Source organism: Photobacterium angustum (assembly GCF_003026365.1).
Taxonomy (GTDB): Bacteria; Pseudomonadota; Gammaproteobacteria; order Enterobacterales; family Vibrionaceae; genus Photobacterium; species Photobacterium angustum.
Map to the genome: position 1 here is coordinate 43,155 of NZ_PYOM01000021.1, position 16,175 is coordinate 59,329.

General features: G+C 43.3%; 12 protein-coding genes. 2 read left to right on the forward strand and 10 right to left on the reverse strand.

What is annotated here, in order from left to right; genetic code table 11:
* Window positions 1–96: 96 nt before the first annotated feature.
* The 4 genes from accC to acs form a co-directional block, all read right to left on the reverse strand.
* Window positions 97–1,440: an acetyl-CoA carboxylase biotin carboxylase subunit gene (accC, locus tag CTN01_RS18755; protein WP_005372645.1), complete on the reverse strand. Its 1,344-nt coding sequence runs from the start codon at window positions 1,438–1,440 to the stop codon at window positions 97–99.
* Window positions 1,441–1,454: 14 nt separating this feature from the next.
* Window positions 1,455–1,934 (reverse strand): acetyl-CoA carboxylase biotin carboxyl carrier protein, encoded by a 480-nt coding sequence (accB, locus tag CTN01_RS18760; protein WP_045150144.1) that lies wholly within the window; start codon window positions 1,932–1,934, stop codon window positions 1,455–1,457.
* Window positions 1,935–1,960: 26 nt separating this feature from the next.
* Entirely contained in the window at window positions 1,961–2,413 is a 453-nt protein-coding gene (gene aroQ / locus CTN01_RS18765; protein ID WP_045150145.1) for a type II 3-dehydroquinate dehydratase, read from the reverse strand.
* A gap of 497 nt (window positions 2,414–2,910) precedes the next feature.
* A complete protein-coding gene (gene acs, locus CTN01_RS18770) occupies window positions 2,911–4,860 on the reverse strand; it encodes an acetate--CoA ligase (protein ID WP_045150146.1) in 1,950 nt (649 codons plus the stop codon).
* A gap of 386 nt (window positions 4,861–5,246) precedes the next feature.
* Between acs and CTN01_RS18775 the strand changes: the two genes are divergently transcribed.
* Together CTN01_RS18775 and CTN01_RS18780 are read left to right on the forward strand one after the other, a co-directional pair.
* The gene (locus CTN01_RS18775; protein ID WP_045129017.1) at window positions 5,247–6,425 is read left to right on the forward strand and encodes a 3-phenylpropionate MFS transporter; all 1,179 of its coding nucleotides are present in this window, start codon (window positions 5,247–5,249) and stop codon (window positions 6,423–6,425) included.
* Between the two features lie 170 nt (window positions 6,426–6,595).
* On the forward strand, window positions 6,596–10,048 hold the full coding sequence (locus CTN01_RS18780; protein ID WP_045150147.1) for a hybrid sensor histidine kinase/response regulator: 3,453 nt from the start codon (window positions 6,596–6,598) through the stop codon (window positions 10,046–10,048).
* Window positions 10,049–10,133: 85 nt separating this feature from the next.
* Here the strand turns inward: CTN01_RS18780 and CTN01_RS18785 are convergent, their stop codons facing one another.
* The 6 genes from CTN01_RS18785 to CTN01_RS18810 form a co-directional block, all read right to left on the reverse strand.
* Window positions 10,134–11,837 (reverse strand): sodium:solute symporter family protein, encoded by a 1,704-nt coding sequence (locus tag CTN01_RS18785; RefSeq protein ID WP_045150148.1) that lies wholly within the window; start codon window positions 11,835–11,837, stop codon window positions 10,134–10,136.
* Between the two features lie 11 nt (window positions 11,838–11,848).
* Window positions 11,849–12,115 (reverse strand): DUF4212 domain-containing protein, encoded by a 267-nt coding sequence (locus CTN01_RS18790; RefSeq protein WP_005372635.1) that lies wholly within the window; start codon window positions 12,113–12,115, stop codon window positions 11,849–11,851.
* Window positions 12,116–12,313: 198 nt separating this feature from the next.
* On the reverse strand, window positions 12,314–12,946 hold the full coding sequence (locus tag CTN01_RS18795; RefSeq protein WP_045129019.1) for a MarC family protein: 633 nt from the start codon (window positions 12,944–12,946) through the stop codon (window positions 12,314–12,316).
* A gap of 158 nt (window positions 12,947–13,104) precedes the next feature.
* Entirely contained in the window at window positions 13,105–13,734 is a 630-nt protein-coding gene (locus tag CTN01_RS18800) for a response regulator transcription factor (RefSeq protein WP_045129020.1), read from the reverse strand.
* A 164-nt stretch (window positions 13,735–13,898) separates the two neighbouring features.
* The gene (locus CTN01_RS18805; protein ID WP_045129021.1) at window positions 13,899–14,480 is read right to left on the reverse strand and encodes a thioredoxin fold domain-containing protein; all 582 of its coding nucleotides are present in this window, start codon (window positions 14,478–14,480) and stop codon (window positions 13,899–13,901) included.
* A 137-nt stretch (window positions 14,481–14,617) separates the two neighbouring features.
* Complete coding sequence (locus tag CTN01_RS18810) at window positions 14,618–15,925, reverse strand: anaerobic C4-dicarboxylate transporter (RefSeq protein WP_045150149.1); 1,308 nt, start codon at window positions 15,923–15,925, stop codon at window positions 14,618–14,620.
* Window positions 15,926–16,175 lie beyond the last annotated feature (250 nt).

The window sequence follows — 16,175 nt, forward strand, 5'->3', positions numbered from 1 at the left end:
TTATGCCATGTGAACCGATCAATCGAGGTGAATTGAGATTGTGTATAAATAAAAAAGACTACCCTAAGGTAGCCTTTTATCGTCAAGCAGGTGTGCTTATTGCAGACCGAGTTTCTTCTCAAGGTAGTGGATGTTTGCACCACCTTTTTGGAAGTTCTCGTCAGCCATAATATCTTGCTGAAGCGGAACGTTGGTTTTAATGCCGTCGATGATCATTTCGCTCAATGCATTACGCATACGAGAAATAGCTACATCACGATTTTCACCGTACGCAATTAACTTACCGATCATTGAATCGTAGTAAGGCGGTACTGTGTAACCTGAATAGATGTGTGATTCCCAGCGAATACCCATACCACCTGGCGCATGGAAACGCTCGATAGTACCTGGACAAGGTAGGAAACGCTCTGGATCTTCAGCATTAATACGACATTCGATAGCATGGCCACGAATTTGAATATCACTTTGGCTAAATGACAGCGGTTGACCTGCGGCAATACGTAGCTGCTCTTTGATCAAGTCAACGCCTGTTACCATTTCGGTTACAGGGTGCTCAACCTGAATACGGGTGTTCATTTCAATGAAGTAGAACTCACCGTTTTCGTAAAGGAATTCGAATGTACCTGCGCCACGGTAATTGATTTCTAAACATGCACGTGTACAACGCTCACCGATGTACTTACGCATTTCTTCGGTAATGCCCGGTGCTGGTGCTTCTTCAACCACTTTCTGGTGACGACGCTGCATCGAACAGTCACGTTCACCTAAATGAATAGCGCCACCTTGACCATCAGCTAAGACTTGAACTTCAATGTGACGTGGGTTTTCAAGGTATTTCTCCATGTAAACCATGTCGTTATTGAAACAAGATTTTGCTTCAGCTCGGGTCATTGCGATCGCTTCAGTCAATTCTTCTTCTGAACGAACCACACGCATACCACGACCACCGCCGCCACCAGAGGCTTTGATGATCACAGGATAACCGATACGTTTAGCAAAAGATTTGTTCTTTGCTTCATCGTCATCAAGTGGGCCGTCAGAGCCAGGAACACAAGGTACGCCTGCTTTTTTCATTGCCGTAATAGCAGAAACTTTATCGCCCATTAGACGAATAGTGTCAGCTTTTGGACCTACGAATATAAAGCCTGAACGCTCAACTTGCTCTGCGAAGTCAGCATTTTCAGAAAGGAAACCGTAGCCTGGGTGGATAGCGACTGCCCCTGTAATTTCAGCAGCACTGATAATACGAGGAATATTTAAGTAGCTATCGATACCGCGTGCAGGACCAATACATACTGACTCGTCAGCAAGTAGAACGTGCTTAAGATCGCGGTCAGCAGTTGAGTGAACCGCAACTGTTTTAATCCCTAGCTCTTTACAAGCGCGCAAGATACGAAGTGCAATTTCACCTCGGTTTGCAATTACTAATTTATCTAACATAGCCAGAGCCTCGATTACTCGATGATGATAAGAGGCTGATCGAATTCAATCGCATCGCCGTCTTCTGCAAGAATAGCGACAATTTTACCGGCTTTGTCAGCTTGGATTTGGTTCATCATTTTCATCGCTTCAACGATACATAGTGTGTCGCCGATATTCACCGATTGACCAACTTCAACAAATGATTTTGCTTCAGGGCTTGGAGAGCGGTAGAAAGTACCAACCATAGGTGAAAGCACAGAGTGACCTGATGCAACAGGTGCTGGTGCTTCAGTTGTCGTCACAGGTGCTGCAGTAACAGCGGCTGGTGCTTCTGCAGGTGCAGTTGGCATAGGTTGTTGTGCCATTGGCGCTGCCATGTATTGTTGTGGCATTGCTGTTGCTGGAACGCTACGGCTGATGCGTACTGATTCTTCACCTTCAGAGATTTCTAGCTCAGCGATGCCTGATTCTTCTACAAGCTCAATTAGCTTCTTGATTTTACGAATATCCATTTATATTTCTCTTTTATATTGTTCAGTTAGCTATCTGCATGCAGACGACGTACCGCTGCACTCAGGGCGAATTCATAGCCGTCAGGGCCTAAGCCGCAAATCACACCTACTGCTTTATCGGATAAGTAAGAATGATGACGGAAAGGTTCACGAGCGTGGACATTAGATAAATGTACTTCAATAAACGGAATGGCGACGCCGAGTAAGGCATCACGAAGGGCTACACTCGTATGAGTAAAAGCTGCAGGATTGATAATGATGAAATCGATTTTGCCATAAGCTTGATGGATTGCATCAATTAACACATGTTCCGCGTTGGATTGAATATGTTCTAATGCCACACCTAATTGGGTCGCTTTAGCAGTGAGCCCATCAACCACTTGAGTTAATGTTTGGTGGCCATAATGACCCGGCTCTCGTAGACCTAGTAAGTTAAGGTTAGGTCCATTTATTAATAAAATTCGTTTAACGGTCGACATCTTGACGTATTTTCACTTGTTTATGAGGTTAAACTCTAACAACTTGCAAGCTTATGCAATTTTGTTTCCGTGTGTCCGTTTTTTTACTGCTAAACGTTCATTGTTGAGCAATTATAGAGAATTCACCGCAAATCGCAGCAAAATACTGGTCTAATCACCACTTTTTTGTGTGAACACGTGTAAGCCGTAGTGGAGAGTGTCGCTACTATTAGAGGTTTTATCTTACGACAAGTTCAATCAACTAAGTGTAAGAATTTAGTGATAATTATGACTAAATTCGCTGCATTCCCACAATATGAAAAACGATACAGTTCAGTAGATAATATTTGACGAATAAATCAACAATCAAGCTGTTGATTTATTCAGCATTGCGATCAAAGTGGCGTATTTTAGGCGGAGAATGCTGGTAGTTAGCTGAATTGAGTGAAGATAATGATAGCGTAAAAATAAAAAAGACCGCAATTGAGCGGCCTTTGTGTATTGATAAAAAAGTCGAATTACATCACTTTTTGTTTTTCTTCAATGAGTCGATCAACGACTGTTGGATCAGCAAGGGTTGAAGTATCACCTAAAGTTGAGGTATCTCCGGTTGCTATCTTACGAAGAATTCGGCGCATGATCTTACCTGAACGTGTTTTGGGTAATGCGTCCGTCCAATGTAAGAAGTCTGGTGTGGCGATAGGACCAATTTCTTTACGTACCCAGTTTTTCACTTCTTTATGCAGCTCTGCACTTGGAATTTCACCATCGTTTAGGGTGATGTAAGCGTAAATTGCTTGGCCTTTTATCTCATGTGGTACACCCACAATTGCCGCTTCTGCAATCTTATCGAAAGCAACGAGTGCAGATTCAATTTCAGCCGTCCCCATACGGTGACCTGAAATATTTAACACGTCATCTACACGACCTGTGATCCAGTAATAACCGTCTTCATCACGACGTGCACCGTCACCGGTGAAGTACATACCTTTAAAGGTAGAGAAATAGGTTTGCTCAAAACGTTCGTGATCGCCCCAAAGCGTACGCATTTGACCTGGCCATGAATCGGTCATGACTAAGTTACCGTCAGTGGCGCCTTCAAGGATATTACCGACGTTATCAACCAGTGCTGGTTGTACACCAAAGAATGGACGTGTTGCAGAGCCTGGTTTTAGTGCGGTTGCACCCGGTAGTGGGGTAATTAAGATCCCGCCTGTTTCTGTTTGCCACCATGTATCCACGATTGGGCAACGTTTGTCGCCAATTGTGCGGTGATACCATTCCCATGCTTCAGGGTTAATGGGTTCGCCGACAGAGCCCATGATACGCAATGATGAACGGTTAGTACCTTGAATTGCTTCATCACCTTTTGCCATTAGAGCACGAATCGCAGTCGGTGCTGTGTATAAAATGCTGACTTGGTGCTTATCAACCACTTCACTCATGCGACTGGTTGATGGGTAGGTTGGCACGCCTTCAAACAATACTGTAGTAGCACCGTTAGCAAGTGGCCCGTATACCAAGTAGCTGTGACCTGTTATCCAACCTACATCTGCGGTACACCAGTACACATCACCGTCTTGGTAATCAAATACGTATTTAAACGTCATCGTGGCGTATACAAGATAGCCGCCTGTGGTGTGAAGTACACCTTTAGGCTTACCTGTTGAGCCAGACGTATAAAGAATAAAAAGAGGGTCTTCAGCGTTCATTGGCTCTGGAGCACAGTGAGCCGAAGCCACAGCGGTCGCTTCATGCCACCATACATCGCGATCATCATTCCAAGCGACTTCACCGCCAGTGCGCTTAAAGACAACCACTTTTTCAACCGTCGTTACTTCAGGGTTTACTAGCGCGTCGTCGACATTTTTCTTAAGGGGAACAGCACGACCACCACGTACGCCTTCATCAGCAGTAACAACCACTTTTGCATTTGAATCGATAATGCGTCCAGCTAATGCTTCTGGAGAGAAACCACCAAAGACGATAGTGTGTACTGCACCAATACGGGTACAAGCAAGCATTGCAATTGCCGCTTCTGCAACCATTGGCATGTAAAGACAAACCACATCACCTTTACGTACACCTTGGCTCTTTAGGGCGTTAGCAAACTGACAGACTTCTTGATGTAATTCATTGTAGGTTAAGGTGGCATCATCATTAGGATCATCACCTTCCCAAATAATAGCCGCTTGATCGCCTTTGGTCGCGAGGTGGCGATCAATACAGTTAGCAGAGACATTAAGCTCACCGTCTTCAAACCATTTAATGCTGACGTGGCCGGTATCAAATGAGGTGTTTTTAACTTTAGTAAATGGTGTCATCCAATCAACGATTTGGCCATGTTCACGCCAAAAACCTTCAGGGTTAATCACTGATTGCTGATACATCTCACGGTATTGCTCTTCATTGATATGAGCTGTTTTTGCGATGGTCTCATTGACCGGATAAACGTGAACCTCACTCATCCTATTCTCCTTGAGTTCTTATACTTTATGCGCCCTGCATCCTTAGCCGATGTAATAAGGGTGAGCAAACTGACTTTTTATAGTTGTTTTGTGCTGCCTATACGGTGTGCCATTTTGTGTATGTCTACAATTAGACTTTAGGATGAGAGAGCTAGATCAAAGGACGTAAATGCGAGTTACATGGATTTTTCATGACAATTTGTAGGGGGATATCTGAACTTGAGTAATTGAGTGAGATTAATAAAAAACAGAAAAGAGATCTCTATCGCACTATTAGAGTAATTATGTGTTGTTGGTGGGGTTAAATTGCGCGATGACATTAGTTTGATAAGAAAACTACGTCATAATATGTTGCTTTTTTTTTCACCACATTATGCGAGATCACTATGTTTACACGTTCGCCCTACAGCTGGAGCTCACAATACTTGTGGGGATTTTTCTTCTCTTACGGTGTTTATCTGCCATTTTGGGCTATTTGGTTTAAGCATATTGGAGTGGATGATTCTGATATTGGTTTGTTGTTGGGATTAGGTTTTGCCGTTCGTTGCTTGGCCAACTTATTATTAACCCCGCGTATCCACAAAGTAGAGCATCTTATCCCTGCTTTACGAGGTTTTACTCTGCTCGGTCTGCTTGCTTGTATTCTTTATATTGTCGGTGGCGGGGGATTATGGGTACTTGCCGCTGTCACTATCTTATTTAATTTATCAGCTGGACCTATCGTGCCAATTTCTGATGCTATCGTGAACCATTATGCAAAAGATGGGCATCTTGATTATGGTCGTACCCGTTTATGGGGCTCGATTGCCTTTATTGCGGGATCAACGGTAGTAGGGATGCTGGCTAATCACTATGGTGCCGATATCATTCCTTGGGTGGCATTATCTGGATTAGCTTTCTCACAGTTAATGGCGGCAAGAAATCCTGCGATTATGCCATTCGATGAAGGGAGCTCTGAGCAAGTGCGTCCTGCATTGTGGGGAATTTTATGTAATGGTGCGGTGATTAAGTTGATTGTGGTTGCAGCATTACTGCAAGGTAGTCATGCGGCTTATTATGGCTTTAGCTCTATCTACTGGCAGAAAATTGGTTTTAGTGAATCAATGATTGGTTACTTATGGAGCTTCAGTGTTGCTGCAGAAGTTATGGTATTTCTAGTTAGTAAGCGCTTATTTTCTGGTTGGTCGGTAAATAATATGTTCCGCTTAGCAGCATTTGGCGTCTTGGTACGATGGGGATTAACCGCCACTTTGACAGATCAATGGCTGATGTTTCCCGTTCAAGCTCTACATGGCGTAACTTTTGCTGCTGCTCACTTAGCGGCGATTCGTTATATTCAACAACAGCCGAGTAACCATTCTGTCGCGCTGCAATCGTTATATAATGCGATTCCCCTTGGCGCGGTAATGGCAATATTAACGTCGATGAGTGGATGGATGTATGGCAATTGGGGCGCTAATGTCTTTTGGATCATGGCTGCGATGGCTTTTCCTGTGTTCTTTATTCGTTTAACGCCGCCCCCCCAACAGATCGCGACGACGGAATATAAAACCAGTAAAGCATAGTGATTACTAACTTCTATTTTAAAGCGCAGTCTTGATGGCTGCGCTTTTTTATTACAACAAAGAAAAGAGAAGGCTCACTATCTTACTGAGAGAACTGTGATCAGACAGGATTGAGTAAGCTGTGACAACTTAGTTACAGTGGTGAATCTGTTTAAAAAGGATGATGTGTGATGGTACAGGGATGGATTGTTATAACCGTATCACTGGTATATCTCGGCGTACTGTTCGCGATTGCATGGTATGGCGATAAAAAAAGCCAATGGTTAGCAGGGTGGCGACCGTGGATATATAGTTTATCCATTGCGGTGTATTGTACTTCATGGAGTTTCTTCGGCACGGTGGGACAAGCTAGCCGTGAGTTGTGGTCTTTCCTCCCCATTTATCTCGCGCCAATTATTGTATTTACCTTAGGTTGGAAAGTCTTAGCTCGGCTGATCTTTATTGCCAAGCGTGAACACATTACTTCGATAGCAGATTTTATCGCGGCCCGTTACGGAAAGTCGCAAGGGTTAGCGATGCTCGTCACCGTGATTGCGGTGATAGGTATTTTGCCTTATATCGCGTTGCAGTTGCGTGGCATTACGATGGGGCTTGAACAGATCACGCCGAATTTAGGCGAGATGTTCAATCTCGAAGGGTTAGATACTGCGTGGATAGTATCTGGTGTACTCGCAGTATTTTCTATTTTGTTTGGTACTCGGCATATTGATTCTACCGAGCATCACCGCGGCATGATGATGGCGATAGCGTTTGAATCATTGATCAAGCTTGCTGCGTTTCTTGCGGTCGGAATTTTTGCGCTGAGTTTATTTAAAACCGCACCTCAGCTTAACGCACTAAGTTGGCAATCACTTACTTACAAATCACCTAATATTGGTAGCCTATTTATTCATATGCTACTGACCATGGCGGCAATTATCTGTTTGCCACGTCAATTTCATACCATTGTGGTGGAAAACCATAGCCAAGCTGATTTACATAAAGCCCGTTGGATTTTTCCTTGTTACCTGTTCTTAATGGGGATTTTTGTTATCCCTCTAGCTTTGATTGGACAGCAATTACTACCGAATGTGTTAGCAGATACTTACGTGATTAATTTGCCCTTACAGCAAGGTGCGAATGGCATTGCGCTCCTCGCTTTTATTGGTGGTGCTTCAGCGGCGACAGGAATGGTCATTGTATCAACCATTGCTTTGGCAATTATGGTATCGAATGATTTAGTAATGCCCTTAATGTTACGTCGAGTACGCATTGGGCCGCGTAATTTTTCAGCCTTTTCTGGCTTACTATTAAATGTCCGTCGGGTGTTAATTGCAGTGTTATTACTTGCAGCATGGGGCTTTTACCATGTGCTAGATAATGTCCATTCATTGTCGGCGATAGGTTTATTGTCATTTGCAGCGATTGCACAATTTGCCCCAGCGTTGCTCGGCGGTATTTACTGGCGTTTTGGTAATAAAAAAGGCGTGTATACCGGTCTAGTTGGTGGGATGACGATTTGGCTTATTACTATGATGAGCCAAACAAGTATGTTGGCAGGGGATGCTGGCAGTAATTTTCTACTGTGGTTATTAAGCCCACCGCAACTGCCTATTTTACGAAGTTTATCTTCTGTTGATTGGGGCATGTTGTTGAGTTTATGCGTCAATGTCAGTTTGTTTGTCGGGATTTCATTAATAACGCGCTCGTCACTCACTGAACGTTTACAAGCGGCTTCTTTTGTTGGTGCCTCTCCTGCAGAAACAGAAGATGGGAGCTTATATCAAACCCGTGTGACGGTCGCAGAATTAGAAATGTTGGCTTCTCGTTTTGTTGGCCGTAAACGCGTTCGACATGCATTTGCTCAGTTTGCCGAGCAGCAAGATAATCGTTTAGATCCTCAACAACAAGCGTCTGCCAGCATGATCCGCCATACCGAAAGAGTATTGGCTGGCGTTTTTGGTGCATCCTCAGCAAGGTTAGTGCTTACTTCCGCTTTGCAAGGTAGAAACATGCAATTAGAAGAAGTCGCAACGATTGTTGATGAAGCTTCTGAGTTGTTTGATTTTAGCCGAGGATTATTACAAGGAGCGATTGAACATATTAGCCAAGGTATTGCTGTGGTTGATAAACAGCTTCGGCTGGTGGCATGGAACCAACGGTATTTAGAGCAGTTTTCTTTTCCGCCGGGTTTGATCCAAGTCGGTCGCCCTATTACTGATGTGATTCGATATAACGCTGAGCAAGGATTATGCGGCCCCGGCGATCCTGAAGCACATGTTGCTAAACGAGTTGAGCATTTACAGCGGGGAACGGCACATACGTCATCACGAATTCGCCCTGATGGACAAGTGATAGAAGTGCAAGGTAACCCAATGCCAGGTGGTGGTTTTGTGATGAGCTTTAGTGATATTACTGCTTTTCGTCAGGTTGAAATGGCATTAAAAGAAGCCAATGAAAACCTTGAAGCGCGAGTCAAAGAGCGAACCCAACAGCTTGAACAATTGAATCATCAACTCATGCTAGCCACTCAGCAAGCGGAGCAACAAGCGCAATCAAAAAGTCGCTTTTTAGCTGCGGTGAGTCATGATTTGATGCAACCGCTCAATGCAGCTCGCCTCTTTTCTTCTTCGTTAACTGAAGTCGCGGAGGGCAAAGAAAGTGCGCGTTTAGCCACTCATATCGAAAGTGCATTAGGAGCAGCAGAAGATCTGATTGGAGATCTATTGGATGTTTCTCGTTTAGAAGCAGGTAAATTACAAACGCATATTGTGCCGTTTAAAGTCAGTGATGTACTCAATACATTATCGGCTGAATTTGGTGCTTTAGCGCAACAACAACAGATCACCTTTGATGTGGTATGCAGTGATGCGGTGATCATCTCAGATGCCAAGCTCTTACGCCGTGCTTTGCAAAATTTCTTAACCAATGCCTTTCGCTATAACCCGAGAGGTAAAGTGTTGTTAGGTGTGAGACGTCGCGGTCTGCGTTTACAGATTGAAGTTTGGGACAACGGGCCGGGGATCCCGATAGAAAAGCAGACCAATATTTTTGATGAATTCACTCGTATAGAACAAACGGGGAGCGAGCATGGCTTGGGATTAGGGCTGGCGATTGCACGTGGTATCTCACGGGTATTGGAGCATCCATTAGATTTACGCTCGTGGCAGGGAAAAGGCACGGTCTTTTCGTTATCAGTACCATTAGGTAATGCGTCTATGCTAGCTGCTTGTTCGCAGGTATCCACAACCGAGATCAAAGCGCCGTTAGCTGGACTGAAAGTGCTGTGTGTCGATAACGAAAGTGACATTTTATTAGGAATGGAAACCTTACTCACTCGCTGGGGCTGTGAGGTTAAATTAGCTGAAAATCTTGATGAAGCTATGTGTGCTATCGAGCAGCAGTGGCAACCCGATGTGATCTTTAGTGATTACCATTTATCCCATCAACAAACAGGATTAGAAGTATTGCTGCAATGTCGTTCAAGGTTAGGTGATAGTTTTAAAGGGGTGGTGATTAGCGCAGATAGAATGACCGAAAATCAGGCTGCGATCCGAGGGCATGGCTTTGGATTTATTAGTAAACCGGTTAAGCCATTAAAGCTTCGTGCGGTACTGAATCAATGTTTGCCTGTAGAAGCGTAATGTGAATTAGCACAAAGAAAAAGGCGGAGTCCAATGGACTCCGCAAAAGCTAGGGAAGTATAGCTAAGGAGAAGTGAGGTGTTGCTTAGTGATCTTGGGCAGTGCCAGAGCCTTGAGGGAAGCGGATAGATTCCACCATCTCTTGGACATCGTCAGGTACTTCGGCAGTAAACTTATTCACCACAATCGCGACAACAAAGTTTAAACACATACCGAGAGTACCGATCCCTTCTGGGCTAATACCAAAGAACCAGTTATCAGGTGTACTTGCTGCAGGGTTAATAAATTTGAAGTAAATAATGTAGGCTGCAGTGAAAGTAATACCCGAAATCATGCCTGCTATCGCCCCTGATTTATTCATCTTCTTATAGAAGATCCCAAGAATAATAGCAGGGAAGAAAGACGCAGCGGCTAAGCCGAACGAGAATGCAACCACTTGAGCAACAAAGCCTGGTGGATTAATTCCTAAGTAGCCCGCCCCCACAATCGCTACGGCGGCACCAATACGGGCGGCGAGTAACTCTTGTTTGTCGGTCATGTTCGGTTTAAAGCCTTTTTTCAGTAAATCATGTGAAATTGAGGTGGAGATCACCAGTAGTAACCCCGCAGCGGTCGATAGTGCGGCAGCTAAACCACCGGCGGCAAGCAGTGCGACAACCCAGTTAGGTAACTTAGCAAGTTCAGGGCTCGCTAATACAATGATGTCACGGTTGATCTTCATTTCATTACGATCATCGCCAGAGTAGAACATCTTGCCGTCATTGTTTTTATCTTCCCAAGCCACAAGGCCCGTTTTTTCCCAGTTTTTCACCCAACCAGGTGCTTGCTCGGCAGGAACTCCTTTCATGTCAGGGCCATTGATCGTATCAATCATATTGACACGGGCAAATGCGGCAACAGCAGGCGCGGTAGTGTATAAAATGGCAATAAAGACTAATGCCCAGCCCGCTGATACGCGTGCATCTTTTACTTTAGGTACAGTGAAAAAGCGGATAATTACGTGAGGTAAACCTGCAGTACCCACCATAAGAGCTGCACAGATGAAGAATACATCTACCATGCTCTTTGAACCATCGGTGTAAGCGGTGAAGCCAAGCTCTGTAGTTAAACCATCAAGCTTCTCAAGTAGATACGTTTCAGAGCCATTGACCGTTGATCCCAAACCAAATTGTGGAATAGGTGATCCTGTCATCATTAAAGAAGTAAAAATAGCAGGAACCATGAAGGCAAAAATCAACACACAGTATTGCGCGACTTGGGTATAGGTGATCCCTTTCATGCCACCCATTACCGCGTAGAAGAAGACGATCCCCATACCGATAATGATCCCCATGTTGATATCCACTTCTAAGAAACGAGCGAATACCACCCCAACCCCACGCATTTGGCCTGCTACATAAGTGAATGAAACAAAAATGGCACAGAACACAGCCACCATGCGGGCAGTTTTAGAGTAATAACGATCGCCTATAAAATCAGGTACCGTAAATTTACCGAATTTACGTAAGTAAGGTGCCAGACATAGCGCTAATAATACGTAGCCGCCAGTCCAACCCATTAAGTATACGCCACCATCGTAACCAATGAATGAGATGATCCCCGCCATTGAAATAAATGAGGCAGCAGACATCCAGTCTGCAGCCGTTGCCATACCGTTAGCGACAGGATGGACACCACCGCCAGCAACATAGAACTCACTGGTTGATCCTGCACGAGCCCAAATGGCAATGCCGATATAAATGGCGAATGTAATGCCGACGAGAATAAAGGTCCAAGTTTGAATATCCATATGACGCTTCCTTAATCTTCCTGAACGTTGAATTTACGATCGAGTGCATTCATGCGATTAACATAAACAAAGATCAGAATGACAAAGGTATAAATCGCCCCTTGCTGCGAGAACCAAAAACCTAACTTGAAGCCACCAATTTGAATGGTATTGAGAGCATCAACAAATAAGATCCCTGCGCCATAAGAAACACCAAACCAGATTGCGAGTAGCGATCCCATGATACTGAGATTTTCTTTCCAATAGGCTTGTGCTTGCTCCTTGGATGCGAACGCCATTGTTATCTCCTTCACAATTAAAAATACGATATCCGTTGTTAATAAATTGTTACGGAAGAAACAATAGCAATGAAAGGAGATTCTATCTGTGCAACTTTAGTCGAGGGGGGAAAAAGAAAAAACGCCCAGATGAGGGCGTTTTTGTGAGCTGTAAATCGCTTTTAATAATGAAGGTGGCGATTATGATTAGCCAAAAGTCTAAGTTAATAGATAGAAATCTTTTATACCCATTAAAAGATTATTGACGGCAACAGCGGCCAATATCAATCCCATGACACGGCTGATGATCGCAGCGCCTACATTACCAATGTATCGTTGGATTTTGTTGGCGCCAAGTAAGAGTAATAGGGTAATCATTAATACTGATATCATCACAAGTGTCGTAATGATTTGTTCACTTAAGGCGTAGCGGTTGTTATCTGTCAGCATCACGATAGCCATCATGGCGCCAGGAGATGCAATAGAGGGAATAGCAAGTGGGTAGACAGCTAAGCTGCCTAACTCTGAATGAGCGACTTCTTCTTTGCTAATTTTACATTCATGATCGACTTTCCCCTCACCAAAAATCATGGTCAAGGCAAACAGTAGTAGAACGAGTCCGCCAGCAGCTTGAAAAGCGGGCAATGGAATTTGCATCGCTTCTAATAATACCTGACCGACAACAACAAAAAACAATAATACACCTGTTGCAATAGCAACGGCTTTTAAAGCAACAATACGTTGTTGCTGTGCAGTTAATCGTTGGGTTTGAGAAAGGTAAACAGGGACTGAACCGATAGGATCAATAACAGCCCAAATAAGAACAAATTGAGTAACTAAGGCAGTAAGCAAACGACCCTCCATAAGCTAAGGCAACGAAATAGTGTGAGTAGCCACTTACGAGTGTATCAAAATATTCACTTGTGATGTTTAGTAACATTTTATTTAAGGCATGATAACGTAACAAAATATTATGTGTTTATGAGATCATGCCGATAGTGAAAGGGACGTTATAGATCTAGTTGTTGCAACAATATAACGGCTTGGGTTCTATTTTTGACTTCAAGCTTGCGAAATATCGCGGTCATGTGTGCTTTGATTGTTGCTTCAGAAACAGTTAGCTCGTAAGCAATCTGTTTGTTGAGTAAGCCATCTGACAACATGCCTAATACTTTATATTGCTGTGGCGTTAGGGTAGCAATTTTATCTGCTAGATCTCGATAAGCATTATTGTTATCTGCGATGTCTTCAGGAAAAAAAGGTTCGCCATCGAGGACTTGATTTAGTGCTGAGACCAACGCACGCATATCACTTGATTTTGGAATAAAGCCAAACGCGCCATGACTGTGAACCTGACGAATGACTTTTTCTTCTTCGCTGGCAGAGATCACAACAGTCGGTAATTCGGGGTATTGCTGACGGAGTTGGATTAATCCAGACATGCCATTTGCACCAGGCATTTTGAGATCGAGTAAGAGCAAATCGACATCAGGCTCTTTTTCTAACAACGCAAATAAAGAATCAAGGGAGTCTGCCTCGAGCAGGTTTGCACCGCTAATCGCCATATGGACCGATTGGAACAGGGCATTACGAAACAGAGGATGATCATCGGCGATAACAATAGTGTGCTGAGCTTCCATGGCAGTACTTATTTTTATTATTAATAAACTAACGCTAACACTTCACTGATTACTGCGCAATTTTCATACCATAAAGATCGGATGTTGATCCTCTATCACTGGTTTGAGATGTAATACGCGATGCTTGTTTTGTTAAATGTGCCTCTTTTTATGAGGGTATTTGTTTATTGTGTCAGCTGCGCTTGTTGGTGCAGGTGTTCACTAAATTTACTGGCATCCATAAACCCTGTTACTCGGGCTTTAGTTGCTTGGTTACCGTTATTATCCCAGAACAATAATGTTGGGAAGCCTATAACATTTAGCTGCTTCATCAACGCTAGATCTTGTGGGGTATTAGCGGTCACATTGGCTTCGAGCAAGGTATATTTTGCTAGTTGTTTAGCTACATATGGAGAGGGAAAAACTTCTTTCTTATAGGCAATACAAGGCGCACACCAATCAGCTGTTACGTCCAGTAATACCGGTTTATGTTGGCTTGCCGCGTCTGCTAACGCGAGATCTAAATCGTCAATAGATTGGATAGAGATAAAAGTAGGGGCGGAAATGAGCTGAGATTGGCGCTCTAAATGTTTAATCGTGGTAAAGAGGAAAATAGAGCACAGACCAATAATGATCCCAAGCCCAATACTGTATAACCCTTTATATGGGATAGGGTGGCGACAGATAAACCAGAGTGTTCCGCAAGATAATAGGATACATATAATCGTTATCGCCATGATAATCGGGTAATTCGTTAATAACATCATAGTGATAACTCTTATCTTTTAGGATGTTATTAGCTTAGCAATAATTTCTTTAATTTGTGTAAATGGATGTCAAAGTTAAGACAAAAAAAAGATTGCTCGAAAGCAATCTTTTTAATAATTGGAATGCGTATTTAGAATTACAGCAAGAAGCCGCCAACAACAAAACCAAGTGCTACAGAAGTCGCTATCGTAACGACCCCTGGGATAAAGAATGGGTGGTTAAATACAAGGTTACCAATACGGGTGGAACCTGTGTCATCCATTTCAACGGCTGCCAATAGTGTTGGGTAAGTTGGCAGAACGAACAATGCACTTACTGCTGCAAATGAAGCAATCATAGTTAGCGGTGCGACGCCAATCGCCAATGCTGCTGGCATCAGTGCAACAGTTGTTGCGCCCTGAGAGTAAAGTAGCATTGATGCAAAGAATAATATCAGTGATAGCATCCATGGGTAGTCACCTAATAGAGAACCAGCAACTTCCTTAATACCATCAACGTGGGCGTTAACAAACGTTGAACCTAACCATGCGACACCTAATACACAGATACAGGCTGTCATACCTGAGCGGAATGTTGGCGCAGAAGCAATTTTTGATGCATCAATTTTACATAACCAAACTGTTGCTGCGGCTGCTGTTAACATTACCGACATGATAGCTTCGTTACGACCTAGAGTTGGGTTGTCAATTAAACCAATAGAGTGCGAGATAGCAGCGGCATAGCAAACAACAAAGATAATCGCGACTAAAAAGATGTAAGTTGCACGTTTTGCTTCAGGTTTAATTTCGCGACGGCTTGTATTTTCTGCCGTTACTAGACCTTTTGCTAGGCGTTCTTGATAAATAGGATCATCTTTTAGCTCACATCCCATAAAATTGGCAACAAAAGCGCCAACCATACAAGCAATGAATGTTGTAGGAATACAGATTGCCAGTAGTGTTACGTAGCTTACGCCGATAGGTTCTAGAATACCGGAGAAAGCAACAACGGCCGCAGATATTGGGGATGCAGTAATTGCAATTTGTGAGGCAATAACAGCAATAGAAAGGGGGCGAGATGGACGTATACCTTGGCCTTTAGCCACTTCAGCAATAACTGGTAAGGTTGAAAATGCGGTATGTCCTGTACCTGCCATTACCGTCATTAAATAGGTCACGATTGGCGCATAGAAAGTAATGCGTTTGGGATTTTTACGCAGGAAATCTTCTGCAAGCTGTACCAGCCAGTCCATACCGCCCGCGACTTGCATGGCTGCGATTGCGGTGATCACTGACATAATGATCAAGATAACATCGACAGGGATAAATGATTGGCTAGTAGGTACACCTAACACTAGCGATAAAACAATAACACCTGCACCACCGGCGAAACCAATCCCGATCCCACCAATCCTTGCCCCTAAAAAGATAAAGGCAAGGACAACAAAGAGCTCTATTCCAATCATAGAATTTTTCCTGTTTAAAAGTTTAAAAAATAGAAGTTAAAAATAAAAAGTTTGAGGTAAAAACAAAAATAAAGTCACAGCTTTTACGATGAATAAAATTCATTTTTTTGAATTAATTATTCTTATCGTGATAACGCTCATACGCCTGTTTTTATACAATTTCACACAAGTTTAATCCGTTCTTGTTAAGTAACAATGTTTTTAAATAAACGAAAAGATCTGAGATCTATTATTGTTGCAGGTATTTTAA